We start from the raw sequence: 25,260 nt of genomic DNA on the forward strand, positions 1-25,260 counted from the left end.
CTCACTTCACCGCGGGAAAATCCACGTCAGTGTCGTTGATGCGATTGAACACGTTGGTAAACACAGTGACGGCGATCGCCAGACTAATATCGACCAGCTGTGCATCGGTATAACCGGCGTTCTTGATGGCGACGAACTCGTCGTCGGTGATGGTGCCCGAGGTCTTTGTAAGCGTGCGGACAAAACCCACCAGCGCATCACGCTTCGCGTCGCCCGTGGCGCCACCAGCGCGAAGCTGGGCGAGCACGTCCGGCTTCAGGCCAGTCATCTTGCCAAGCACGCTATGCGCCGCGACACAGTAGTCACAGCCGGCGACGGCGCTGACGACCAGCTTGATCGTTTCCTGATCCTGCTTGGTGAGCGAGCCATGGGCCAGAACGCCATCGGCATTCAGGACCGCTTGCAGGGCTGCCGGGTTCAGGGCGCCAATGGCTGCGAAGGTATTGGGGACGCCGCCGGCGACCTTGCGAATTTGCTCGAAGACTTCGGCCGTTGCACCGGTGGCGGCATCGACGGCGGGGGTAAGCATGCGTGACATAAGTGACTCCGTGGTGGTGTTGAGGTGGAGTCACTTTAGTTGTGGGGATGGAGTTCTTTAATGCTTTACATTGTCCGTTTTATGCTCATTCGTCTCGCCGATCGGGCCGAACGGATCGTGGCGGACGTTTGCGTCAATCGGCAGACAGCGCGAGCTCGAGGGCATCAAGAAAGACTTTGACGCGGGGTGGCACATAACGACGGGTGGGCGTGACGGCCCAAATGGACAGTTGCTCGGTCGATGCATCTTGAAGCGGCAGCTCCACCAGGCGTCCTGTCAGCAGATATTGCCGCACATCCCAGCGCGCGAGCATGGCGACTCCGCATCCATTCAACGCGACTGCCCTGACGGCCTCGACACTCGTCGTCGTGAAGCGCCCTGACAGTGGCACGCGATGGAGCTCGCCATCGATCACGAAAGGCCACTTACCCACCGGCGTGAGCAGAATGCAGTCGTGGTGATCCAGATCGGCGAGCTTTCTGGGGACGCCGCGATCAGCGAGATATTCCGGGGACGCACAAAGGACACGTGCATTGGCGGCGAGCCGGCGCGCGACCAGGTCGGAATCTTTCAACGTTGCGATGCGAATGGCCAGGTCGTAGCCGCTCGCGACGATGTCGAATACCCGATCGCTCAAATCGAGTTCGACCTTGAGTCCGGGGTGTTGCCTCAAGAGGGTTGTCAGCAAAGGAAGGATCACTTCCTGGCCGAAAACGCTGGGTGCGGTGAGTTTGAGATGACCGCGAACTGCAGAGCGCTCTTGCCCCAGTTCACTACGCGCGCCCTCTTCGGCATCGAGGATCACCAGCGCATACGGTAGAAAAGCTTCGCCCTCGGGAGTGAGCGATACGGAGCGCGTTGTCCGGTGCAGCAAGCGCGTGCTGAGCTCTTCTTCCAGGGCGGCGATGCGCCGGGACACCTGCATCGGCGTGATACCTAGCCGCCTGGCTGCGGCGGAAAGGCTCTTGCCTGACGCCACCATCGCAAAGATCCGAACATCCGGCAGATGCATGCAGTACATCCAATTCAGATAAGGCCGCATCTCGTTCCCAGCGGCTAGGCACCCTGCCAAATCTCCTTAGCATGTAGCACAGACGCCAATGCGTGGCGCCCTGATGACCCAGTTGCTACCAGGAGTGCGAAACATGCCCGCCGATCAGCCGTCACCCATTCTAACGCCGTTTGATATGCATGGCGTCCTCTTGGCCAATCGCCTGGCCGTCGCTCCCATGACCCGCGTCACCGCGACGCCTGAGGGACTGCCGACCGGACGAATGGTCGAGTACTACCGCGGCTTTGCCGAGGGTGGGTTCGGACTTTTGATCAGCGAAGGCATTTATCCCGACCACGCCTACTCGCAGGGTTACCTCAACCAGCCTGGACTGGCCGATGACGAGCAGGCGAGGGCTTGGCAGGCGGTCACCTCGGCCGTTCACGCCTCAGGCGCAAAGATCGTGGCGCAGCTCATGCATGCGGGTGCCTTGAGCCAGGGCAATCGCCATCGCGACGAGAGCATCGGCCCTTCCGCGATTCAACCCAAGGGCCAGCAGCTGGCGTTCTACTACGGCGAGGGGCCCTACAAGGTTCCGATGGCAATGACCGAGGCGCAGATCGAAGAGGCCATCGAGGGCTTCGTGGCAAGCGCCAAACGTGCAGTCACCGTGGCCGGGTTCGATGCGGTAGAGATCCACGGAGCCAATGGGTATCTGCTGGATCAATTCCTCACCGAATATTCGAATCAGCGGACCGACCGCTGGGGCGGCAGCGTCGCCAATCGAGTCAGCCTTCTGGTGGAGACGGTTCGTCGCGTAAAGCGCGCGATACACGGCACTGCACCGGTGGGTATTCGCATCTCCCAAGGCAAGGTGAATGATTTTCACGCCAAGTGGATGGGTGGCGAAGTGGATGCGGCCATCATCTTCTCCGCGTTGGCCGACGCTGGCGTCGATTTCATCCACGTCACCGAGTTCGAAGCCTGGCGCCCGGCCTTTGAAGGCGGTGTCGACTCGTTGGCTGCACTGGCCAAAACATACGCGCCGAATGTTCCGATTATTGCCAACGGCAGCCTTCACGATCTTGGCCGCGCCGAAGCATTGTTGCGCGCCGGTGTGGATGTCATTGCCATGGGGCGAGGCGCATTGGCCAATCCGAATATGCCAGCGCTCTTGGCCGCCGGACATGCGTTGCGACCCTTCGATAGCGCCATTCTTGGACCGATCGCCGATATCAAAGACAGCGAGTTGGCGCTGCGTCGTTAAGCAACCTGTTGGCCGTTACAAAGCATGCCGACGTCGTTGGAATACTTCGACACGTGCGAGCCAATCAGCGGAACTACCCCTTAACTAAATTCACGTCGGGCCGTCGATGGTTTTGCTAAATGACGGATGACAAGGCACCGATCGCTTGCGCTGAGCGCACGCCAACGTAGCGCTTCGCACCGAGCGAAGACTTCGGGCTTGAGATTCGCCAGATCCGCAGATTCCGGTTGCGTTACACGCGACCCATGAGATTGGAACATTGCTTGACGCCATTGACGGCACCGTGGGAGCGGTGGCTCCCGGTGACACGAAAGCCGTCCCTGAAATGGCGGCGAACGCGAGAGCTTTAAAAAGACTAGCGCCGAGCGGACACCCTGTCTTTGCTTTTTCAACGTGCCCGGCGGGCGTTGCATTTCGTCATACAACCTTGAGGAAACAAACGATGTCGCACGAAACTGATCATGAATCCACAGCCCCGTGGGATGCCTCGCGGGTGAACCTCACGTCGAAAGAGTTGGCGCCTGGCGTCTTTGCGGTCATGCCTGACGACGTGTTTGCGAAAGACCATGTGGCCACGACCGCCGGCTTCATCATCGGCGAGCACAGTGTGCTGGTCGTCGAGGCGATGCTCAATGGTGACCTCGCATCGCAACTGATCGGGCTGGTGCGCAAAGAAACGCGCCAGCCGATTCGCTTTCTGGTCAACACCAGCTATCACGGCGATCATGCCTATGGAAACTACTTGTTCCCCGACAGCACGGTGGTGATCCAACACCCGGCCACCAAACGTTATATGGATGAAAACTTCGAGGACGACCGTCAGTTCATGCTCGGCCTCATGGGCAAGGGCAAGGGCATCGAGCGCGTGCAGTCACGTTCCGCCGATATCACCGTTCCTGACATGATCAGCGTCGATCTCGGCGGGCGCACGGTAGAGATCCGCCACTTTGGTTTCGCGCAGACACCCGGCGACCTCGTCATCTGGGCGCCCGACGCCAAGGTGCTGTGGGTGGGCAACATGATCCAAGCACCCTCGCCGGCGCTTCCGTGGCTGCTGGAGGGACGGCACAAGGAAACGATGGCCACGCTCGCTCGAGTTCGCGACTTCCTGCCGGAAGACGCCACCATCATCCCCGGTCACGGCCGACCGATGAGCCCGGCGGATATAGAGTTTCCGCTGCGCTACCTGCGCGAACTCGACAGCGCGGTCAGTAAAGCGGTCGAAGAGGGCCGCTCGGTCGAGGAGACGCTCAAGACCGTCGAGATGGCCGATTATGGCGAATACAGCCTGTTCGATTGGGCGCATAACCAAGTCAATGTGCCGGCCGCTTACAGCCACTTGCATGACCAAAGCAATAATGTGAAATAAGCCCTTCGATTGGACCGGCAGCTTCACGGCGGAGAACCGGCTGGCCGGTCTAAACGAAAGATCGGGCGCCTAAAGGTCCGCTTCCGACCCATTATAGGTATTCCGTTCCGTTCTCGGTGACCATGTCACGGCTGCCAGGTAGCTGGCAGCGAGGGCGGGACTTGCACCGGCCGGCTACGAATATTCCGACCCAAACATCCGATGTTCGCCGCTTTGGTTTCGAGCCGGCCGGTGCGCTTGAGTTCCCTAACGAATACTCAGGGCTCGCCGAGTGATCGGCTCTCTATATTGGCTTCGCCGAGCTTAAGCACGCAGGTCTCGTATCGTGATCACGCCACGAGGTGACGTATGCGCACACATCGGGATGACGATTTTACGGCGTTCATCGGTTTGGATTGGGCGGATGCGAAGCACGACGTCTGCCTGCAACCGGCTGGCAGCGACGCGTATGAGTTCGGCACATTCGCCCATCAGCCCGATGCCATCGATGCGTGGGCGCGTGGATTGCATCAGCGCTTCGGTGGGCGCATTGCCATCGCGTTGGAGCTGGCCAAAGGGCCCGTGGTGTATGCACTGCAGAAGTACGATTTCATCGTTCTGTTTTCGATCGATGCCAGCCTGCTGGCCATGTATCGCAGGGCGTTCAAACCCAGCCGGGCGAAGGACGATCCGACCGATGCACAGCTGGCATTGGAGCTGATGCAACGCTATCCCGACCGAGTTACGCCGCTCAAACCCCAAAGTGTGGAGATGCGCACCTTGAGTTTCCTCGTCGAGCAGCGACGATTGCTGGTCGACGACAAGAAGCGCTTGGTCAATCGCTTGGGCAACACACTCAAGCAGTATTACCCCCAGCTACTGGACTGGTTTAAGCAGCACGATACCGTGGTGTTCTTCGATTTCTTGCGACGTTGGCCCACGCTCAAGCAGGCCAAGCGGGCGCGCAAGGCCACGCTTGAAGCGTTCTTCCGTGCCCACAACGTACGCTTTGCCACGGTCATTGCCGACCGCGTGGAGGCGATCCGCACAGCCATGCCGTTGACCGAGGATCCGGCCGTGATCACCACGCATCAGCTGCTGGCTGAGGCCCTGGTCGAGCAGTTGCAGGTGGCACTGCGTGCGATCGAACGATTCGACGAAGAGATTGCCGTGCTCGCTCCCACGCTTCCGGACTACGCGCTCTTCGAAGCCTTGCCGGGTAGTGGGCCGATCCTGACGCCACGGCTGTTGGCTGCCTTCGGCGAGCAACGCGAACGCTTCGCCAGCGCCGAGCAACTGCAGCGCTATTCCGGTGTGGCGCCGGTGACGGAGCGAAGCGGCAAGAAAAGCTGGGTGCACTGGCGTTGGCAATGCCCTACGTTCGTCCGCCAGACCTTCATCGAGTGGGCTGCCCAAACGATCAACAAGTCCTTCTGGGCCGGAGCCTTCTATCGCCAACAGCGCGCCAAGGGCAGCCCGCACCAAGTGGCCGTGCGTGCGCTAGCCTTCAAGTGGATCCGCATCCTGCATCGCTGTTGGCAGTCCCACACACCCTACGACGAGTCGCGCTACCTTATGGCCCTGCAGCGCCGTGGCTCGCCCTTGCTCGCTGGCCTGGCTTCGTCAGATAGTTGACGGAACGGCTCAGGGCATGAAGCGGACATGGTCGGCTACCGTGATTGCTTACCAACTGACGGGTTAAAAATCAGCTCGTTCGGACCATTTCTTGTCTCTGAGGGGAGATGCAAGCTCATGCGTCAACTGGCACTTTTGGCTGTCATTGCACTGTGTTGCGGATGCAGCACCGGTATTTCAAAGCGTGACGACGACAGTTCACGGATAGATACAGCGCGGGCTGCGGTTGATCGTGGCGAATACGCGTCAGCACTCCAGATTGCACAGCCCTTGGCCCAACATGGGCTCGCTCCGGCACAAACGCTTCTTGCCGAGATGTACCTCGAGGGCCAGGGGGTAGCACGAGACCCTGTACTCGCCATGTCTCTGTATCGTCAGGCGGCAGATCAGGGGGATGGCCGTGCAGAGAACGGCATTGGCATTATGTACGACACAGGCAACGGCGTAGCGTTGAACTACAAGGAGGCTTTTGCCTGGTACACGAAAGCCGCTCAGCGCGGATATCCCGGTGGCATAAACAATCTCGGCACCATGTATGCCAAGGGTTTGGGCGTGGAGTGGGATGAGCCACGGGCCACGGCTTTGTACGAAAAAGCAGCCGCGCTTGGCTATGTCACGGCGGAGGTGAACCTGGGCACGCGGTTCGTGAGTGGCGATGAGGTCACGCAGGATTGTGCCAGGGGTATGGCCTGGTACAACAAGGCAGCGAGCCAGGGCTCGGCGCAAGCGGAGTACGAGATTGGATCTCTGTATGAGAAGGCCCAATGTGTTCCCCACGACATGAGCATGGCCGCCGATTGGCTTCTCAAAGCCTCAGAGCACCGGCATGCGATGGCTATGAACAACCTCGGCATTCTGTACCAGAAGGGCGATGGGGTTCGTAGAGATCTAGTCATCGCGTACGCGCTCTATACCGTATCCGCGGCATTGGACGGCTCAGAGGACAACTACGCTCCGGGCAATGTCGAGAAGATTCAAGGCAAGATGTCAGATGACCAGCTACGCACCGGCCGCGACCTCGCCAAGGCACTGTCTCAAAACGGAGAATTCAGAGAGGTGCTCGCAAAGGCGGCCCAATAGCAACGAGGCTACCGAAAAGGCGGCTGGACCATTGAGTTCGGAAGCCTCCTCACCGGGCCGATCTGTGGCTGTGCGTACATCCATATTCTTGATTCGTTGGGTTACGTGAGTAGGCCGTTCTTTCGCTGATCCGGCCCTGGAAAGCAAACGTTTGTGGAGAAGGTTGCATGAGTGCATGTCAGTTTCGGAAAGCGAGTGTCTGCCTCCGACTCAATGCGGACTTGGACGCGCTGATTTGACCGGAATCTATTGTTACGACTTCTACATATAAACAAGGGGGCTTGTATGCGAATAGGGAAGGCGGCCGTGCTTTGCGCGTGCCTGGGATTGATAGCGTTTGCTGGCCACGCAGACGATCTGCGCAAGCAAGTAGTGGCGAGTACTCTGGTGACCGGCACGGTGAAGATCAGTCCCGAGGGCAAGGTGGATAGCTACACCATTGACCAGGCAGCGAAGCTTCCGCCGTTCGTTCGTGACTTGCTGGACAAAAACATCCCCACGTGGACATTTGAAAGGGCCATGACCCTGCCGGTGGATATCACCGAGCGAATGACCATCCGTCTTCTGGCCAAGGTCGTCGACGATAAGCACGACACCATAAGCATTGTTTCGGCCTCGTTTGACGATGACTTCGAATCCGTCGACGAAACCGTGAAGCCGGATAAACAAGTGCAACCGCTATATCCCGGGACATCGCTTAGCGCAGGGGTAAGCGGCACGGTCTATACGTTGATCTTGGTTGGAAAGGACGGCCATTCCGAGAAGGCCATTGCTGAACAGGTGAATCTGCGCACGGCAGTACCCGCTGATGCTCAGGAGCGCTTTCGAAAGGACCTTGAGTATGCCGCCACCAAGGCTTTGAAGTCCTGGACATGGCACGTGCCAACATCAGGCAAGTTCGCCAACCAATCCGGTTGGTGGGTTCGGGTTCCCGTCGCTTTCATCGGGCGCGTCTATGGCACCCCGGAGCCTAAGCAGCCTGGGCCGGGCGATTGGGACGTCTACATCCCGGGGCCGCGCGCTGCGGTGACTTTTGGCGAAGCTGAGCCCGATGCGCATGCCCAGGCATCGGATGCCATGGCTGACGGTACCGTTCACCTTACCGACTCATCGGTAAAGCTGACTACGCCTTTGGGTGGCAGTTAGGAGGCGGCAGTTGGCGGGTTTGGGGGTTTATGCGCTCGCGGCAGTCAGAGAGGGCTGATGATGCCGCGGTCTGCTTGCGACCCTGAGCGGACGCCACGCTGAGAGCGGATACCCAAGGGGAAGCTATGGACTACAACAGCTTTAAGTCGCGTGTTCTCGCGGCAATCGCGTAGCACGACGGGGCGTGGACCTGGTACCAGCTTGACCGGCATCTGGCTGCCACGACCCCTGAAATGATCGGAAGCCTCATGCTTGCGCTGAGAGAGTTAGAGCAGGACGGATGCATCCGATCGGTCGGGGTGGAGGCGAATCCGGGGATGCCTCGATACGCGATAGCATCGGCAGAGCGTTGACGGAACGGCTCAGGGCATGAAGCAGACGGAATTCGGTCTCCCTCATCCTTGGTCAACTGACAAAAAATCAGAACGAGTATGGAATCCATGAGTAGATCGGTGCTTCTGGGGCTGATTGCGGCGGCGATTGCCGCCTGCAGCATGTTGGCTTGTGCTGGCGAGCCGGATGCAGTCGAGATCAAGCGACCAGGTCAGTGGGATGCGAGGGCCATGTACTTGTGGCCCGGCCCGACCGCCATAGCCGATGCGCCCGATGGGCCGAGGATCGCCACGATTCGGTCCCCGGACCAGAGGCTTACCCTGCAGGTCAACGAAAACAAGCTGGTCGTATATGGGGCGAACGGGGCGGCAGTAGCGAGCCCGCTGGACATTGAAGACCTGGCAGAGGTGTCGTGGGGGCCGGATTCGAAGGAGTTCGCTGTCACCGCGAGTGATGGTGGCTGGGTCGGCACCTGGGCAGCGACCGTCTACACATTGGTTCCAGCGGGTGCGAAAAAATTCGACGTGTCGCCGCTGATTGCGGCCAGGTTTCAAACCAGAAAAGGTGGGTGCGACGAGATCCCAAATGTTGCCGCAGCCGGGTGGCTTGGTCCCGACCTTTTGCTAGTAGTCGCGGAAGCACCTCCGCATAGTAGCTGCAAAGACATGGGGACTATTCGAGGGTACGAGCTTTCTGTGCGCGATGGACAGATTCGACGCGAGTACAACTCGTCTGAGTTAGTTAGGAAGTTCGGGAGCCAGTTGGGGCCAAGAGTGAAGGGCCAGTAGGGGCGAGGTCCGCTTCCGACCCATAACAGACATCACAGAACTGGAGGCGAGTCATGCTGGTTGGTAAGGGAGAGCACTTCGCTCTGCGTGACATCTACCTCGACTATCCGTTTGAGGAGGTGATGTTCCGATGGGACCACCTGGCAAAAAGGTCTTTGTACGTGTCTACGGAAAGGCCGAATACACCGGCTCGGTTCCGCATGACAATCGCCAGTTCAATGACGCGCTGCTTTACGGAGATGAGATAACGGCTGAGCAATACGAGGAAGGCAAGCAAAGGCGTAAATCGCCCATGTAAAGCTGTTCGGCGCATATGTGCAACGTCCGCTTCCGACGGCGGCCTCAACCGGTCGATGCAACAGCTTGTTGGAATCGTTCGGCCGGTGTTTCAAAGCCTAACGTCTCTCGAGGCCGCTCGTCCAATTCTCTTGCGACAGCATTGAGCTTCGCTTGGGTGATACCCGATACATCCATGCCTTTGGGAAAGTACTGCCTCAACAGTCCATTGGTGTTCTCGTTGGAGCCACGTTGCCAGGGATGGTACGGATCGCAAAAGTAGACCTTGATGTCAGTGGCCAGGGTGAAGCGATGGTGACCCGCCATCTCTGATCCCCGATCCCAAGTGAGCGACCTGTAGAGCTCCCGAGGCAACTTGTGCGCGTGCTTGATCAGTGCGTTGATCACCGTCTCGGTGTCACGCCGATCGGCCTTGACCAGCATCACGTAACGCGTCTTCCGTTCGACCAGGGTGGCGATCTGACTGTTCTTGTTACCAAAGAGCAAGTCACCTTCCCAGTGGCCGGGCACCGCGCGATCCTCGACACACGCCGGTCGCTCACTGATGGAGACAGTTCCGGTGATCCTTCCGTGGTCGTCAGTCTTTTGCGTGTGATGGCGCGAACGGCGCATCGCGCGCGATCGCCGAAGATGCGCGAGGAGCTCCTTTTTCAAGGCTCCGCGGGACTGAATGTAAAGCGTGCGATAGATCGTCTCGTGTGACACCTGACAGCTCGTATCGTCGGGATAAGAGTGCTTCAGCCATCCGGCTATCTGTTGGGGCGCCCAGTGGTGCTGGAGCTTCGCCGCTACCCATCGCGCCAAGACCCGATGCGTGGACAGCTTACAGAGCTTGGGGCGTCGTGCTCTAGCCCAGGCCGCCTCATCCGCCTCACTGGCACGGTACGCTCCCGGGCCACCGTTGCGGGCCATCTCACGACTGATGGTCGAGGGTGCGCGCTGCAGGGACAGCGCGATGGCGCGGATGGCATGCCCCGCCACCAAAGCCCGCGAAATGGTCTCGCGCTCGGCTAACGTCAACGCTCGGGGCGAGCGGCGTCGCATGGGTGGACGGATGCCGCCGGAAGCCGCGAGAATCTCGCGAACCGACGAATGGTGTCGATCAAACAGCCGGGCAATCTGGTGCAACGAGTCACCCCGCTGCCAGCGATCCCACATCTGGGACTTTTGCTCATCGGTGTAATAGATTCGGGTCCGGTGCCTCATCTGCAACACTCCTGCTGCTTGCGCAGTCGCTAGTGTGTTGCATCGATCGGTTGAGGCCGCCACCCGGAGCAGACATTGCATGACAGCTCGCGTGCAGCGATAGCTTTGCGAGCCGGATTCACTTAGACATTCCATTGTTAGCCGGACTCAGCGCCGGTAAGCTTCATTTGGAACAGGGGGGTTGCGCAGGGATCTCCGAGCGTGATCAGGGATGTATGGCCGGGCCCACGAGCCCGAATATTGAGCAGTTGACTCCCATGACATTCAGTCTTGCGGCCGTTTTGGCCATAGCTGCCGGGGTTGTAGCGGCCAGCCTGACCTTCGCCACATGCATCGTTTCAGGGCGCTTCTTTCAGCGACTCATTGCACAACATCCTGAGCTCGCCAATTCCATTCCCCGGCCGTCACTGCCGACGCGATACGGGCCGATCCTTCCATCGAAGATGGCTTACCTGAAAGGAAAGCGCTTCAAGGACCTTTCAGATCCAGCGCTAAGGCGACTTGGTCAGCTCTCTCTTACCTTGCTCACTGCTCATGCAGTGGCATTTACAGTGTTTATCATCTGTGTGCTGTGGTGGAGTGCGTTCCGGGACCGCTCGTGAAGGGCACTAATTTAGCGTCCGCTTCCGACCCACAGCGGACTTTATTGTTGCCGGCATTTTGAGGCGCTAATGAAGAAATTCAAGATCTTGGTTTTCCTCGCATTGGTTTACCCCGTCGTGGCGGCTGCCGATGGCTGTCTCAGCCCCGGAGAAAAGCCAGGCACGAAAACAGTCGTTGTGAAGCCTCCGGGTAGACCGACAGAACCTGGCTTCTATTATCGAACCGATTTGTACTTCACAGTCTTTGTAAGCCAGGCGGCGATGACGAAGTTCTTGGACAAGTTGGATCCGTCGTCCCAAGACGTTCCCCTAGTCAAGGCAATCCGCGCAGATATGCCGCTACACGAAGACCATGATCTTTTTAGGTACAGCTTTTCCGACTGGTACGTCGTGACGCCCATAGAATCGACCTTGGTGCATCTCTTGAGAGAAGGAGATGCGTCGCTGCTGGACGTGGGAGGAAGAGCTCTCAAAAAGATTACGATCGTTGATAAAAGAACACGGGCAATCACGTTCACAACCGTCTACGCGGGCGAGAAAGGCGAAAACAATGTCCTTACTGTTCGCGATTGCGTCTTAGATTGATTAAACGTCCGCTTCCGACGGCAGACTTCAAGCGGACGTAGAGGACTTCCAACTCACAGGACTGATGCCTGGATGAATGTGGCGCGCGTACTGATTTACTTCTTCATGGCCGTCTTGGGCTGCGCACTGGTCTATGCTTCGATAGAGCACTCTCTGCCATCAGCGCTCATCAGTGCTGGAGGGCTGCTTTCGGGCATTTCAGCCCTATTGAATAGTCATTTGTTGACTGTCCGAGCTGATGATCTCGTCTCGTCTATTAGAAGCAAAGGGTATGACCGCCGCGGCCGCTTCTACGGATGGTTTGGTTTGGCGGCAATGGTTGCCGGATTCGTGTTGAAGCTCGGCCTTGGCTAGTTTTCGGTAGGCTAGGAATGTCCGCTTTCGAGCGTAGCGGACATTCCAGCTCCTTCCTTGAATGCCTGCCCGGGGACAAGTCTGCAAATCATCCAGCGGCTTTAGCCTTTCTCCGGCGGCAGCGGCACCCCCACACGGAAGCGGCAGACGTGGCCGCCGCGAACGATACATTCCAGGTGATGGATACGTCTTCCGCTGGCGGCTTCCATGTAGGCCAGGTCAAATTTGCATATCTGTGGAAGCTCTTTGGCGAGTGCGTGAAATACGCAATTGAAGGCTTCGACTTGCAGTTCATCGCCATGCCGCGCAGCGACGGCTTCGTAGCCCAGTGCATCGAGTCGTTGAGCAAGTGCCTGCACCACCTCGGCTTGAGGTGTGTTCGCATCGGGCGCTACTTCTCGAAGACCCAGCGTGTGGCCCAGCTCTCGCAATAGCGTCTCAAGCTCAGCTTCGCCAAGGCGTGCGTTCAGTTGGCTCAACAGTGCGGCTGCGATGGTTCCGTAGTTACGAGGAAACAGGGCGTGCCCCGCCTCTGTCAGGCGGTAGCACGTCACGGGGCGCCCTCCGCTGGGGCGCGACTGTGTGCGTTCCACACAGCCGCGCGCTATCAGTGCACTCAGGTGTTGGCGGACCGCGTTATGGCTGATGCGCAACTGCGCGCACAGCGATTCCACCGTGCCGCCTTCGTTGGCCATCAACAGATGTCGCAATAGGCGCTGTTGCGTGGCACCGAGTTGTCCGAGCGCACTCATGACTCAGCTTGCTTTGTCCGGGAATTGTTTGGCGATCGCACCGCTCAACGCATCGGCAATGGTGTTCATATGGGCTCGCATGGCTTTCCAGGTGACCTGTTCACCCTGTGTATCGCCGCTCATGATCTCTTGAATCTGCGCAGAGTGATGCGCCACGTGGCCTGCGAGCAATCCCTGTACGGCATTTTCTGGCAGGTTGGGATTGGCTCCGGAGAGGAACTTGGCAATGGCGACGACGTTTTCGTTGAGGTCGGTCATGGCCTTGCTCGCGGCGGCGGAGTCGTTGGCAGCGCGCGCATCGGTGAGTGCTTTCACGCCGCCCCAGTGACCGGCGAGCAACGTCAGCATTTGCTCACCCGCGGGTTTGCCGTAGAAGCCTGCCACGGCATCGGCGATCTGCTTGGCATTGGCGACCACGGCATCGGCAGCCGCTTTCGCCTTGGCGTTGTCATGCGCATGCACGGCCATGGCGTACTCGCGCGTGTGTTGTGCATGGCCTTGCCACAGTGCACGCATTGCCGCCTGCAGTTTTGGCGCGGTGACCGGTGCGGCGGCTGGCGCGTTCTGGGTCATTGCTGCCATGTCGTGCGCTGCCGACATAGCCAGGGCCGGCTCAAGCATGGCGCCGCAGCCCATGGCGGCGATGGCGAACAGCAAGGAACGAGGTTTCATGGGTGTCTCCGGTGATGCCGCCCAATGCGACTCCGGACAGTCTGGAGGCCCCAGATTTACGCGCAATAGGTCTATGTGTAAAGCCTATTCTACTTGGTCACATGGCGCCTAACCCTGATTGCGGAAAGCACCCAGATCGCGCCACACTCAGGCGCTGTGCCGGTATGGAGCACCCGCAGTAATCGGATGTTGGGGAGCGGAATGTCGCGCGGCATATTCGTGATGTCTGCTTTCGACTCAAGGCGGACACTTGTCTGCGAATTCGCAGGTTCTCGCGCCGTGGTCTATGTCTGAGCTGACGGCAACCTTTGGTTGCATCAAAGGCACTCACCTTGCGTTCCGCCGCCCCTGAATTTTCTTCGACGTCGTCGCTCTTCATGCCTCATCATTACCCACGATATCTCGGTGGCCGCGTTCGACTCACGTCACGTGGTCAAAGTCGCTTTCTGTCCACAGCCTGCGCATTCGCCATGGGTGATGATGTGCTTCATCGAGAACATGGATCGCGGCCCGGACGGGGCTTCCGCACTGTCTCTTTCCACGTGTACAACGAGGGTTACTGCAATGAATAAGCGTCTTATGTATTCGCTGGCTGCCGCTGTCCTGGCCGCTGGAACGGCCATGGTGCCGTCGGCGTTTGCAGCAATAGGTCAAGGTACAACCGCACCCATCTTCACCGCCCAGGCCAGCAAGGCCGGAAAAAATTTCACGCTGTCGCTTGCCGATGCGCTCAAGAGCGGGCCGGTGATCGTGTACTTCTTTCCGTCGGCTTATACCGGTGGCTGCGATATTGAAGCGCATGCCTTCGCCACTGAAGCGGCAAAGTTTACGGCCGCTGGGGCGACGATCATCGGCGTTTCGGCCGACAGCATTCAGCGACTCAATTCATTCTCGGCTGATCCGAACTACTGCGCCGGAAAATTTCCGATAGCGTCCGACCCTGACGGCAAGATCGCCGCTTCGTACGATCTGAAAATGTCTGAGGCCGAGCCCAACGCGACCGATGTACGAGGCGTAGTGATCGACCATGGCTTCATATCGCGCACCACCTTCGTCATTGGGCGCGACGGGAAGGTTGCGGCCGTCTTCTCCTCGGAAACCGACCACCTTCATCCGCAGGATCATGTGAGCAAGTCACTTGCCATTGTCCAGCAGCTACAGTCCGGGAAGGCGCCCTGAGGGGCACCCATATATCGGCGTTCTCCATGCAGCAGGGATGCCGCCAAGCGAACGCCGACGTATATATAGTCACGGATACATAAGATGTGAGCGTCCGCTTCCGACCCGATATAGGTATTCCGTTCCGTTCTCGGTGACCATGTCACGGCTGCCAGGTAGCTGGCAGCGAGGGCGGGACTTGCACCGGCCGGCTACGAATATTCCGACCCAAACATCCGATGTTCGCCGCTTTGGTTTCGAGCCGGCCGGTGCGCTTGAGTTCCCTAACGAATACTCAGGGCTCGCCGAGTGATCGGCTCTCTATATTGGCTTCGCCGAGCTTAAGCACGCAGGTCTCGTATCGTGATCACGCCACGAGGTGACGTATGCGCACACATCGGGATGACGATTTTACGGCGTTCATCGGTTTGGATTGGGCGGATGCGAAGCACGACGTCTGCCTGCAACCGGCTGGCAGCGACGCGTATGAGTTCGGCACATTCGCCCATCAGCCCGATGCCATCGATGCGTGGGCGCGTGGATTGCATCAGCGCTTCGGTGGGCGCATTGCCATCGCGTTGGAGCTGGCCAAAGGGCCCGTGGTGTATGCACTGCAGAAGTACGATTTCATCGTTCTGTTTTCGATCGATGCCAGCCTGCTGGCCATGTATCGCAGGGCGTTCAAACCCAGCCGGGCGAAGGACGATCCGACCGATGCACAGCTGGCATTGGAGCTGATGCAACGCTATCCCGACCGAGTTACGCCGCTCAAACCCCAAAGTGTGGAGATGCGCACCTTGAGTTTCCTCGTCGAGCAGCGACGATTGCTGGTCGACGACAAGAAGCGCTTGGTCAATCGCTTGGGCAACACACTCAAGCAGTATTACCCCCAGCTACTGGACTGGTTTAAGCAGCACGATACCGTGGTGTTCTTCGATTTCTTGCGACGTTGGCCCACGCTCAAGCAGGCCAAGCGGGCGCGCAAGGCCACGCTTGAAGCGTTCTTCCGTGCCCACAACGTACGCTTTGCCACGGTCATTGCCGACCGCGTGGAGGCGATCCGCACAGCCATGCCGTTGACCGAGGATCCGGCCGTGATCACCACGCATCAGCTGCTGGCTGAGGCCCTGGTCGAGCAGTTGCAGGTGGCACTGCGTGCGATCGAACGATTCGACGAAGAGATTGCCGTGCTCGCTCCCACGCTTCCGGACTACGCGCTCTTCGAAGCCTTGCCGGGTAGTGGGCCGATCCTGACGCCACGGCTGTTGGCTGCCTTCGGCGAGCAACGCGAACGCTTCGCCAGCGCCGAGCAACTGCAGCGCTATTCCGGTGTGGCGCCGGTGACGGAGCGAAGCGGCAAGAAAAGCTGGGTGCACTGGCGTTGGCAATGCCCTACGTTCGTCCGCCAGACCTTCATCGAGTGGGCTGCCCAAACGATCAACAAGTCCTTCTGGGCCGGAGCCTTCTATCGCCAACAGCGCGCCAAGGGCAGCCCGCACCAAGTGGCCGTGCGTGCGCTAGCCTTCAAGTGGATCCGCATCCTGCATCGCTGTTGGCAGTCCCACACACCCTACGACGAGTCGCGCTACCTTATGGCCCTGCAGCGCCGTGGCTCGCCCTTGCTCGCTGGCCTGGCTTCGTCAGATAGTTGACGGAACGGCTCAGGGCATGAAGCGGGCGCCGGCTACGCAAGCGAGAAGGGTTGTGGTTTCCCCTTCGCCAGGGGCGGATCGTGATTGAACGAACGAAACAACACCTGGGAGTGCAGCGTGTCCACCATTCCGCAGCCGGTCGTAGCCAAGCTTACGCGCGCCGCCATTTTCCTGGTGCTTACGTTGAGGCCAGAGCCGCCGTCCCGTGACACCGTCCGGGCAGTTTGTGGCGACTTGGCAGGATTGTTGCGCGCGGTGGGTTTCCGCGATCTTGAAGGGCGCCTGTCGTGCGTGATGGGCTTTGGTTCCGATGCATGGGACCAACTCTTTGGGGCACCGCGGCCCAAAGATCTTCATCCGTTTCGAGAAATACAGGGGCAGCATCATGCCGTGTCCACGCCTGGAGACATCCTGCTTCATATACGCGCGACGCGTATGGATCTGTGCTTTGAGCTGGCGACCCAGATCATGTCCCGCCTCCACGATGCCGTGGTTGCGGTCGACGAAGTGCACGGCTTCAGTTACTTCGACGACCGCGACCTGATCGGCTTTGTCGATGGGACGGAGAATCCGGTGGACCAGGCGGCCATGGACGCTGCGATCATTGGCGAGGAAGACCCGACATTCATGGGCGGCAGTTACGTCATCGTGCAGAAGTATCTTCATGACCTGCAACGATGGAATTCTCTGCCCGTAGAACAGCAGGAAAAGATCGTTGGCAGGACCAAGATGGCCGACATCGAACTGGAGGATTCCGTAAAGCCGACCTATGCGCACAATGCACTGACGACGATCGTCGAGAACGGCAAGCAGCTTGATATCGTGCGCGACAACATGCCGTTCGGCGACATCGGCAAAGGGGAATTCGGCACCTACTTCATCGGTTACGCACGCTCTCCACAGCGAATTGAACAGATGTTGCAAAACATGTTTGTCGGCCGCCCGCCTGGTAACTACGACCGCTTGCTTGACTACAGTAGAGCCGTGACCGGAACCCTGTTCTTCATCCCATCGGCTACATTCCTGGAGAGCCTTGGCGATGGTTAGATGGGACTGCACTGCTCGTAGGATCGCGCTCTAGTTGTTCAGCGCGGTGTGTTGCGAGTAAACCGCGTGCCAGCCACCGTTTTCATAAAGCAGGATGTCGGAGGAGCGAACACCCTTCTCCATGCCCAGGTTGGGGTCGTAGAAGGAAACGACGGCGACATCGCCCTGTAGGAGCACGTGAGTGCCGGTGGGGTGGGCTTTCATCCACGCATCCACTTTCTGCTTCTCAGCATCCGAGTCTTTGTTCTTCGCCGCGCCGGCTATGATCCGTTCGCGCGAGTGCGTGACACCGTCCGCACCGATCGACCGATAGCCCGGTAGCAACAACTGCTCTAGGAAGGCCGTGTCGCCGGTCACCTCGGCGCGCAGCCAATGGTCGTCCGCCGCCTTCGCACCATCCTCGGTCTTCTCGGCTTCGTGCGGGCCCGCAGGCGTGGGACCATTGGTGGCCATGGCGGTGTTGGCAAGACAGAGCATCGCCAGTGCGGCAATGGAGAGCGTGATGCGGGACATGACGACCCCTGGCTGTTGTGGATGTTGGGTCAGATTGAAACGCTCCAGGGAGCTGCGCACCGCCTTTGGTACAAACGGCCGCCTCGCCGTGCCTAGCGGCATTTTTGAGGTGCGAACGGCGGCTCGCGAACGCTTTGGTTTGCTGAAGAGGCCGGCGCCCGTCCGCTCTTAAAGCGCATTGGTGCCGCGTGTAAATGGAGCCCATGTCATGAAGCAAAGAGGCACAACGGCGTGATGTTTGGTTGGAATGCCATCGCCGCTCAGAGGGTGGCCGCTTTCGACCCGAAGCGGAGAAAAGGCCCGCGCGGGAGAAGTGGTGGCGACTGCGGCGGAAGCCACACTCAGGGGGCAACGGCGGTCAACAAGGACGTCAGGTGGATTGAGTCTTCGCCCATGGTTTCAAAGGCGCAGATCGTGCCGCAGCATGAAAGCTGCCACCACTGCGGCACCTTTCATTTACGTCACCAGTCGGCTCGGCAACGCGGTGCTTCGACGCCAGTAGCGCGCGTGCATTGTCCGGCAAGGTGTAAAGCGGGGCGTCGCACTACAACGGATCGAGCGGACCGACTTTGAAGGCAATGATGGAATCGGTTGCGGCTGGCTGCGCTGAGCTCATCGGGGTCTCGAAGTGTCCGCCCAGGCGGTTGCCGGCCGGATCTTCCAGCGTGCCTCGCACGATAAGCCGATACTCGCCGGGCTCCCATGCCGCGTCCGGCGTGAATGTCCAAGTCGCTTCGCCATCCCGCAGCATCGCGTGCCCATCCACGAGATGATCATCGGCATTTACGACTGCCAGATAGTCAGCGTCCCGGCCGTCGATCGGCCCATCAAGGGTGACGACAAGGGGCTGTCGCGACGTGGGGCGCACGGATGCCAGCTTCCATGCCGATGGGACCGGGCCGTTCGCATCCACGGGATCCACATGCCACCGCTTGATGGGGCGTCCGTCGAGCATGAGGATCACGTCGTCACCCTGACGCATGATGGGCCCCCACTGTTCCCGCGCAATAAGGCCGGTCTTGACGCGTCCGGGATTCAACAGGAGTGTCAGAATCTTTCCGTCGGGCGACCACAATTCCTGCTGCAGAAACGGCTCCTGCAGCGATCCTCCATCGGCGCGCCGAAGTGCGATCCTCGGCAGTACGGGCCCCTCGATCGGCGCCGCGAACATGATGGACAAGCGCAGGAGATTGGCGGAAACCTCTGCCGCGGATGGCTGGACGAGGACAATGTGCGGCTCCGGTTGCCCGGCCTGTGCGACCTGAAGTACGGCCGCAAGGGCTGCGCCACCAAGGAGTCGACGCAGCCCCATGATTTACTCCGACGCCTTGATGAACTCGGGTAGCTCTTCATTTTTCAGCAGCATGTTGACGTATTTCTGCTGGGGTGCCTTGCCCTTGAAACTGAAATCGGGAAACGTGTACTCCGAGATGTGATCCGTCAACCGGAAGCTCAGGTCCTTACCCATGGAGACCAGTTGCAGAGCATCGCGCTGGAGGTCACGGCGAACGACAACGAACGACTGGTCGTCGAGGTTGTCAATGCGCATCACGCCCGCAAGAGGGGCCTCCCCCACAGCAAGCCCGGTGATCTGCCCATACGGAACCTGCTTTTCGATGCCGGGGCGGACACGTGCCGCCTCCAGTTCCGACACGGGGATGACATCCGACACGCGGTTGTAGTTCACAAGCATGAGAAAGTCCTTGGCCTTCCCCTGCTCGGTCCTCGTGAATGAGACCATGTCGGCGGGCGTATTGCCGTAGCCGAGTTCGGCGACGGTCTTGCCGCGCACGTGCGCACCATCCTTCAGGTCATCGAGCGGAATGATTACCAGCGGTGTGCAGGTGTAGGCGGCGATGAGGTAGGGCTTGCCACCAAGGTCCGCGAAGCTCATTGCTCGGATCGGCGCGCGTGTCTCGAACTGGTCGTGCCCGCCATGGAAGATTTCGACGGAGGTGATCGACTGCTTGGCGTCGAAGGGGTAGTGGACCCGACGCAAGGTCGAGGCGAAGTCCTGATTCGAAAGTCCGGCGACGAAGAGTTCACCATCGCGCCACTTCATATCGGTGACCGTGAAACTGCGCTCGGGGATCTGCTTCCAGAACTTTTCGTTTGTCGTTGGCGCGTCGCGAAGCGCGATCGAGGTCCCCTGCGCGGCCTTCAGGTCAACGCGGCGTGCCTTCTTGTCGCTGGTCACGATAAACAGTGCCGGGGTCTTGTCCGCACCATAGCTGATGGCTACATACACCTCCCCGGTGCCAGGACGCACGACCATATCCTCAACGTTGATCCTGGCACCACCTACCTGGTCGGACAGCAGCTTTTCCAGGTCAAGAACGTTGAACCCCGCACCTGCGGGTTGGTGGGAAACAGGTGCAAGCTTGATCGCGTGAACCTCGGCGGCCTTCCAGTCGGCAACAAAGAGGACGTCGTCTGGCCCGGCGGCCAGTCGCGAAATCGACTTGACGTCCGCGGCGAATGCATTAGCGGATAGCCCCAACATACAGGCCATGGCAATAGTTGAAATGCGCATAAATTACCCCTTGGTACGACTGTGAAATGAAACTCCGGCGAGCTGGAGTCATCGCCCGTATTGGCTTGCATGCTTTGCAAGGCGGGGCCGGGTAGCTCCGTATATTGCGCCGATGCTATGGAGTCTCCAACTCTTACCGGTAGCTACGCGCGACGAATCACTGTGGTGATCGATTGGCATCAATAGCCGAAGACAAAATGTGCTACTTCCGGCGTGTTTTATGCGTAAGCAAAGGCCTCTTTCGGTGGACACTTCAACCGGTCAAGGCACCGTATTCCTGGAAGCGCTCGACCTGCTCCGTCAACCATCCGTCGAACGCGTGGTGGGGCCTGTTGCCAGCGCGATCGTGTCTGGAATCCGTTTGGTCGGGCCCTCTCTTGCCAAGGCCCGACCTGAAAAGCTGAGAACCAATCAGCCGTTGAGCTCTTTGGCAATCTTGGTGCTGGCCGCATCGCTTTCGGCGCCCAATTGAGCCAGCCCCTGCAGCCACATGGCGTGGTCGGAACTCGAGCCCTTGATGCGCGTCATCACCAGGTTATTGAAGAAGTCCTTCGCGTCACCTTGCCCAACGCCCTGGCGAAACTGATCGTAGGACAGGCCGTTGTCACCGCCACCCATCTCTTGATAGAGCCTGCTCGCCTGACTTGCATTGCCGCCATTCTGCTCGACGAATGACGTGAACTCTGAAGAAGAAAGTCGCGCATCGTTATTGGAGTCGGCACCTGCAAAGAAGGCCGGGGAAAAGAGCTGACCCAGCGTCCCTCCCTCGACTTTTAAGCCGTAACGCTCGAGTAGAGAATGAAATTGCGAGGAATCGCTCAACGTCACGGAGTCACTGGCCTGCGAGACAGCCGCCCGCGGTGACGAAGTAGATCCCAGGTTGCCGCTGGATCCACCGTTCGGCGCCGATACTGATGTATACGGGTTTGTCTGTGAGATGGACGAGATGCTGTTGCTCATGATCACCTGTCGTGCGCTGTGCGTGGATGTTTAGTTCGTGCCACCGGCCTGTCAGAGGCACGGACCCGCGGATGCTGCTCGACAAGAACTTCCGAGCTCTGTCCAGAATCTCAGTTGCAATGTGATCTGTTTCGGTTGCGCAGTAAGAGCAAGTTCTGATCGCTTCAGGCTGCCGATTGAGCCTGGCCTTGTGTCATGCCGGCTGTTACGGCACCGAGCATGCGGTGGGCAATCCCATGCAGGCTTGGGCGGAGGTGGCAAAAGGTGGCAGTAGCGGCGTCCATATAAGGAGGACGTTTGTGCTGACTAATCTGTGACAGCCCACGCCACTCGGCACAGGATGCTTCCATCCGGCGCCCACTTAGCGTTTTTGATGCTGGCCCGCCGCCTCGATAGACGAGTGACCGTCGCATACCGGAACGGTCACTACTCGGAGAAGTCCCTGGCGCGTGTACATGGGGATCCAACCAGATTGAGGTGGTGCTGCCAAGTCAAAGAAGCGTCCAATTTTTCTGGCCCACCAGGCTCTCTGGCGGAATCAAGCCCGGTAGAAGTGTGTCGATAAGAGGCAAGTCTTGGTGGATCGGCAGCCATGTGGATGAGGTGACGTCCGCCATTGGCAGCTCGCGCGAGACCAAGGCGTGATACTGCAGGTAATGCCCGCTGTCGACCCAAAGCGAACATTTTCAGATGGCCATCATCCGGCAAGTCGCGCTTTCACGGGATGGAGAATGCAGTCCTCAATAGCATTGAAGATCGCCGAGCCAATGCAATCCCTTACTAATCAGAAGTAGCGGAGTACGGGCAGGGAGGCGACTTTTTCATCGCGACACCATCCATACCCAAGTGATGGTTTCGATGCCGTCTGCAGCACGTAAAAGAGCATCAACGGCCAGAACGGAATCAGCCCGTTGCTGCCGCCGACCAAGCGGGGAAGCGCATATACAAGGTCGGCGAATCCCAATCCGTTGCAGATCAGTCTCGGCAAGCCGCGGCCAAGCGCGCCTTAAATCCCTATCGAGCTCGCAACCAGGGATCTCCGAAAGTCGATCAACCCCACCCTTCGCGGCGGTAACAAACCCCCGCTTTGACGGAAAAATCACGCAAAAACCGGGCGGGTCCCCCGCCTGGCGCTTTGTGTCATGATTTCCAAGAGGGCATGGGTGGCGCGTCTGCAGGACGTTATCGAAGTTCCAACTGCCATGAATACCGTCGGGGTCGGGTCCGTGGACCTGTGCTCCGGCAAGGGGGCCGAGCGTGCTGCTGCGGATCAACCTCATACTGCTTGTCGCATTCGCGCTCGGCATGGTCGCGATCTCTCTGGTCGTGACATCAACGCTGCAGGAAAACGCGACGCGCGAAGTGCTTGCCCAAGCCGGTTTGATGTTGGACGGCGCTTCGGCGGTCCGCTCCTACACCGATACCGAAATCGTGCCGTTGCTCGATGAAAAGATGGCCAGTGCGTTCCGCCCGCAGAGCGTGCCGTTCTACGCCGCGACGCAAAACTTCCTCACACTGCACAAAGAGCACCCCGACTACTCCTACAAGGAAGCCACGCTCAACCCGACCAATCCACGCGATCGCGCGACGGACTGGGAGGCGGACATCGTGCAGCGCTTCCGCAACGACAGCACCGCCAGGCAAGTGAGCGGAACACGCGACACCCCGATAGGCAAAACTCTTTACCTGGCTCGCCCGATCCGTGTCGATGCCGGCTGCCTGGGTTGTCACAGCCTGCCTTCGGCGGCACCCGCAACGATGCTAGCGCGCTATGGCCGCGACAACGGATTTGGCTGGCAGCCCAACGAGGTCGTCGGCGCGCAAATCGTCTCGGTGCCGTTCGCCAGTGCCGAGTCGAGCGCCGAGCGCGTGCGCCGCGACGTGCTGACCGCCATCGCTGCGATGCTCACCAGCGTACTGTTGATCGTCAACGCCTCACTCTATGTGCTGGTCATCCGCCCGGTGCGCCGGATCGCCCGGATAGCCGACCAGGTGAGCCTCGGCGATACCTCAGCCCCGGAATTCCCGAGTGGCGGAGGGCCTGAAGTGGCGGCGTTGTCGGCCGCCTTTAACCGCATGCGCAAGAGCTTGGACAAGGCGCTGCGGATGTTAGGCGGCTGAGCCATGGCACACGACCTGTTCGTCAGCTACTCGCAGCCGGATCGAACAGTTGCGTTCGCGCTCGTGCAGCGTCTGGAGGCGCGCGGCATCAGCGTATGGATCGCGCCGCGCGACGTATCACCGGCAGCCGACTGGGCCGCCGAAATCATCGATGCGATTTCCAGTGCGCGACTCATGGTTCTGGTCTTCTCCGGCAGCAGCAACGACTCGGGCCAAGTGCGGCGCGAGGTAGAGCGGGCCGTGCACAAGCAGTTGCCGATACTTCCGTTTCGGATCGAGGATGTGCTGCCATCAAAGAGCCTGGAGTACTTCCTCAGCACACAACATTGGATGGATGCATTCCCGCCGCCACTCGAACCGCACATCGATCGCCTGTGCGATTACCTCGATATGGCCCTCGGCGGGGTCGCCGCCCACAACCTCCCCGCCGAGCACCGACCATCGCGGGGCGATAGCACCCAGCCGACCGGCGGCGTCGACGCGGCGCACTTGCGCCAGCTGGAGGCAGAACTGGCCAAGCGCATCGGGCCCGTGGCCGGACACCTGGTACGTCGGGCCGCACAGGGCGGCGGCGACCTGGATGCCCTTGCGCGGCGCCTCGCACCGGAAATTGACGGCGAGCCGGAACGACGGATTTTCCTTGAAGCCTGCTGGCGGATCGGCAAGGACAAATAGCGGGCGGAGCGATCGTGCATGCGCTGCTTTGCGCGCTGATCAGCGCACGCCATGCATCAGCTTGTTGATCCGCGGCGAGATCAACAACAACGGTACGGCCGCCCCGGCCAGCAGCCAGAAGCCGAGTGAAGCCGGAGAGCGCCGAAGCGACGGTCATGCCGTTTTCGGCGCTGATATAGCCGGCCAGCGAGACGCTCAGGAAGGCACCTATCGCAGGCGAAAGGAACCAGCCGCCCAACACCAGCTCGCGTACGCACATGTTGCGAACGGTCGGATCCGAAGCTGGAAATGTGTACATGCCGCTCTGGTTGTCGGCCACTGTGTGAGAAATATGGATACCGGGAAAATTCCGGGGCTCTCGATTCTTCCCGCCTATCAAGCCAAGGGGTTGCCAGGAAGCTTCTATTCACTGTCTTCGCTTGGCTGCGGTGTGGGGCGCCAAGAGCACCTGGCTTGCCGTTCCGTCCGATCCGGCGCTGCGCGCTTACGGTTTCTATCGGGCCTCGGGATGGGAGCTGACCGGCGAACCAACTAGCGAACGCTCGGAAATTCTGGAACTGCGCGCGGGTTGTTTGCGATAGTCAGCACACGGCGACGTCCGCTTTCGATCCAAAGCAGACGTTGGGCTTACAGGGGATTCTTATGTCAGGACTAAGATTTAGCACCCTGTCGTTGATCGTAACCTTCTTGCTTGCAATCGGGCCAATCGACGTCGCATTGAGCAATCAGGTGCCGGAGAGAAGCCTGGAAGAGAGGGCAGCGACGTCTGACCTCGTTGCCATTGCCACTGTCCTTCGAGTCGACCAAAAGGGCTGTGGAAGGGATTACTCGTGTGCACATTTAAGGGTCACAAAGTCTCTGAAAGGCCCGAAGGTCGATGAAATCGTGCTTCTCGTCGATGGTCCCATCGCTGAATTTGACCCCGCATGTTGTGTCACCGGATCGACGTACCTGTTGTTCCTGCAGTCCGTTGGTGGCGGCATCTATAGTTCGACAAACGGTCCATT

General features: G+C 59.5%; 23 protein-coding genes and 2 pseudogenes. 15 read left to right on the plus strand and 10 right to left on the minus strand.

Features of this window, described 5'->3' with window-relative positions; all coding sequences use genetic code 11:
• Window position 1: 1 nt before the first annotated feature.
• Window positions 2-538: a carboxymuconolactone decarboxylase family protein gene (locus AC3CBN_RS06430; RefSeq protein ID WP_488635985.1), complete on the minus strand. Its 537-nt coding sequence runs from the start codon at window positions 536-538 to the stop codon at window positions 2-4.
• A 133-nt stretch (window positions 539-671) separates the two neighbouring features.
• Window positions 672-1,550: a LysR family transcriptional regulator gene (locus AC3CBN_RS06435; RefSeq protein ID WP_488635986.1), complete on the minus strand. Its 879-nt coding sequence runs from the start codon at window positions 1,548-1,550 to the stop codon at window positions 672-674.
• 133 nt (window positions 1,551-1,683) lie between these two features.
• Here AC3CBN_RS06435 and AC3CBN_RS06440 point away from each other — a divergent pair, with 133 nt between their 5' ends.
• The 7 genes and pseudogenes from AC3CBN_RS06440 to AC3CBN_RS06470 all read left to right on the plus strand — a co-directional run bounded on the left by AC3CBN_RS06440 (window position 1,684) and on the right by AC3CBN_RS06470 (window position 9,424).
• The gene (locus AC3CBN_RS06440) at window positions 1,684-2,796 is read left to right on the plus strand and encodes an NADH:flavin oxidoreductase (protein WP_488635987.1); all 1,113 of its coding nucleotides are present in this window, start codon (window positions 1,684-1,686) and stop codon (window positions 2,794-2,796) included.
• A 442-nt stretch (window positions 2,797-3,238) separates the two neighbouring features.
• The gene (locus AC3CBN_RS06445) at window positions 3,239-4,165 is read left to right on the plus strand and encodes an MBL fold metallo-hydrolase (protein WP_488635988.1); all 927 of its coding nucleotides are present in this window, start codon (window positions 3,239-3,241) and stop codon (window positions 4,163-4,165) included.
• A gap of 348 nt (window positions 4,166-4,513) precedes the next feature.
• Window positions 4,514-5,779, plus strand: a complete 1,266-nt coding sequence (locus AC3CBN_RS06450; RefSeq protein ID WP_488635434.1) for an IS110 family RNA-guided transposase — start codon at window positions 4,514-4,516, stop codon at window positions 5,777-5,779.
• A gap of 27 nt (window positions 5,780-5,806) precedes the next feature.
• Complete coding sequence (locus AC3CBN_RS06455; RefSeq protein ID WP_488635989.1) at window positions 5,807-6,859, plus strand: SEL1-like repeat protein; 1,053 nt, start codon at window positions 5,807-5,809, stop codon at window positions 6,857-6,859.
• A gap of 285 nt (window positions 6,860-7,144) precedes the next feature.
• Window positions 7,145-8,005 (plus strand): energy transducer TonB, encoded by an 861-nt coding sequence (locus AC3CBN_RS06460; protein ID WP_488635990.1) that lies wholly within the window; start codon window positions 7,145-7,147, stop codon window positions 8,003-8,005.
• A gap of 440 nt (window positions 8,006-8,445) precedes the next feature.
• Entirely contained in the window at window positions 8,446-9,126 is a 681-nt protein-coding gene (locus AC3CBN_RS06465) for a hypothetical protein (protein ID WP_488635991.1), read from the plus strand.
• Window positions 9,127-9,179: 53 nt separating this feature from the next.
• A pseudogene (locus AC3CBN_RS06470) lies at window positions 9,180-9,424 on the plus strand (hypothetical protein).
• Window positions 9,425-9,468: 44 nt separating this feature from the next.
• Here AC3CBN_RS06470 and AC3CBN_RS06475 read toward each other — a convergent pair.
• Window positions 9,469-10,629, minus strand: coding sequence for an IS30 family transposase (locus AC3CBN_RS06475; protein ID WP_488635992.1), 1,161 nt, complete (start codon window positions 10,627-10,629; stop codon window positions 9,469-9,471).
• A gap of 257 nt (window positions 10,630-10,886) precedes the next feature.
• On the opposite strand from AC3CBN_RS06475, the gene AC3CBN_RS06480 reads away from it, so the two are divergent.
• The 3 genes from AC3CBN_RS06480 to AC3CBN_RS06490 all read left to right on the plus strand — a co-directional run bounded on the left by AC3CBN_RS06480 (window position 10,887) and on the right by AC3CBN_RS06490 (window position 12,170).
• Entirely contained in the window at window positions 10,887-11,231 is a 345-nt protein-coding gene (locus tag AC3CBN_RS06480; RefSeq protein WP_488635993.1) for a hypothetical protein, read from the plus strand.
• 69 nt (window positions 11,232-11,300) lie between these two features.
• Complete coding sequence (locus AC3CBN_RS06485; protein WP_488635994.1) at window positions 11,301-11,816, plus strand: hypothetical protein; 516 nt, start codon at window positions 11,301-11,303, stop codon at window positions 11,814-11,816.
• A 72-nt stretch (window positions 11,817-11,888) separates the two neighbouring features.
• Window positions 11,889-12,170 (plus strand): hypothetical protein, encoded by a 282-nt coding sequence (locus AC3CBN_RS06490; protein ID WP_488635995.1) that lies wholly within the window; start codon window positions 11,889-11,891, stop codon window positions 12,168-12,170.
• A gap of 101 nt (window positions 12,171-12,271) precedes the next feature.
• Here the strand turns inward: AC3CBN_RS06490 and AC3CBN_RS06495 are convergent, their stop codons facing one another.
• Together AC3CBN_RS06495 and AC3CBN_RS06500 are read right to left on the minus strand one after the other, a co-directional pair.
• A complete protein-coding gene (locus AC3CBN_RS06495) occupies window positions 12,272-12,922 on the minus strand; it encodes a helix-turn-helix transcriptional regulator (RefSeq protein ID WP_488635996.1) in 651 nt (216 codons plus the stop codon).
• Window positions 12,923-12,925: 3 nt separating this feature from the next.
• Window positions 12,926-13,594, minus strand: coding sequence for a hypothetical protein (locus AC3CBN_RS06500; protein ID WP_488635997.1), 669 nt, complete (start codon window positions 13,592-13,594; stop codon window positions 12,926-12,928).
• 564 nt (window positions 13,595-14,158) lie between these two features.
• Between AC3CBN_RS06500 and AC3CBN_RS06505 the strand changes: the two genes are divergently transcribed.
• The 3 genes from AC3CBN_RS06505 to AC3CBN_RS06515 all read left to right on the plus strand — a co-directional run bounded on the left by AC3CBN_RS06505 (window position 14,159) and on the right by AC3CBN_RS06515 (window position 17,451).
• A complete protein-coding gene (locus tag AC3CBN_RS06505; RefSeq protein WP_488635998.1) occupies window positions 14,159-14,773 on the plus strand; it encodes a peroxiredoxin in 615 nt (204 codons plus the stop codon).
• 365 nt (window positions 14,774-15,138) lie between these two features.
• Complete coding sequence (locus AC3CBN_RS06510) at window positions 15,139-16,404, plus strand: IS110 family RNA-guided transposase (RefSeq protein ID WP_488635434.1); 1,266 nt, start codon at window positions 15,139-15,141, stop codon at window positions 16,402-16,404.
• A 117-nt stretch (window positions 16,405-16,521) separates the two neighbouring features.
• Window positions 16,522-17,451: a Dyp-type peroxidase gene (locus tag AC3CBN_RS06515; RefSeq protein WP_488635999.1), complete on the plus strand. Its 930-nt coding sequence runs from the start codon at window positions 16,522-16,524 to the stop codon at window positions 17,449-17,451.
• A gap of 30 nt (window positions 17,452-17,481) precedes the next feature.
• On the opposite strand, the gene AC3CBN_RS06520 is transcribed toward AC3CBN_RS06515, so the two are convergent.
• The 4 genes from AC3CBN_RS06520 to AC3CBN_RS06535 form a co-directional block, all read right to left on the minus strand.
• Window positions 17,482-17,964 (minus strand): nuclear transport factor 2 family protein, encoded by a 483-nt coding sequence (locus tag AC3CBN_RS06520; RefSeq protein WP_488636000.1) that lies wholly within the window; start codon window positions 17,962-17,964, stop codon window positions 17,482-17,484.
• Between the two features lie 544 nt (window positions 17,965-18,508).
• The gene (locus tag AC3CBN_RS06525; protein WP_488636001.1) at window positions 18,509-19,276 is read right to left on the minus strand and encodes an Ig-like domain-containing protein; all 768 of its coding nucleotides are present in this window, start codon (window positions 19,274-19,276) and stop codon (window positions 18,509-18,511) included.
• Window positions 19,277-19,279: 3 nt separating this feature from the next.
• The gene (locus AC3CBN_RS06530; protein WP_488636002.1) at window positions 19,280-20,497 is read right to left on the minus strand and encodes a hypothetical protein; all 1,218 of its coding nucleotides are present in this window, start codon (window positions 20,495-20,497) and stop codon (window positions 19,280-19,282) included.
• Window positions 20,498-20,908: 411 nt separating this feature from the next.
• Window positions 20,909-21,457 (minus strand): EF-hand domain-containing protein, encoded by a 549-nt coding sequence (locus AC3CBN_RS06535; protein ID WP_488636003.1) that lies wholly within the window; start codon window positions 21,455-21,457, stop codon window positions 20,909-20,911.
• A 1,257-nt stretch (window positions 21,458-22,714) separates the two neighbouring features.
• On the opposite strand from AC3CBN_RS06535, the gene AC3CBN_RS06540 reads away from it, so the two are divergent.
• Together AC3CBN_RS06540 and AC3CBN_RS06545 are read left to right on the plus strand one after the other, a co-directional pair.
• The gene (locus AC3CBN_RS06540) at window positions 22,715-23,578 is read left to right on the plus strand and encodes a Tll0287-like domain-containing protein (protein WP_488636004.1); all 864 of its coding nucleotides are present in this window, start codon (window positions 22,715-22,717) and stop codon (window positions 23,576-23,578) included.
• Window positions 23,579-23,581: 3 nt separating this feature from the next.
• Complete coding sequence (locus AC3CBN_RS06545; RefSeq protein WP_488636005.1) at window positions 23,582-24,253, plus strand: toll/interleukin-1 receptor domain-containing protein; 672 nt, start codon at window positions 23,582-23,584, stop codon at window positions 24,251-24,253.
• Between the two features lie 39 nt (window positions 24,254-24,292).
• Here AC3CBN_RS06545 and AC3CBN_RS06550 read toward each other — a convergent pair.
• Window positions 24,293-24,497: pseudogene (locus tag AC3CBN_RS06550) on the minus strand (MFS transporter); the annotation flags it as partial.
• Window positions 24,498-25,260: the final 763 nt, after the last annotated feature.

The organism is Dyella sp. OK584 (assembly GCF_057787755.1).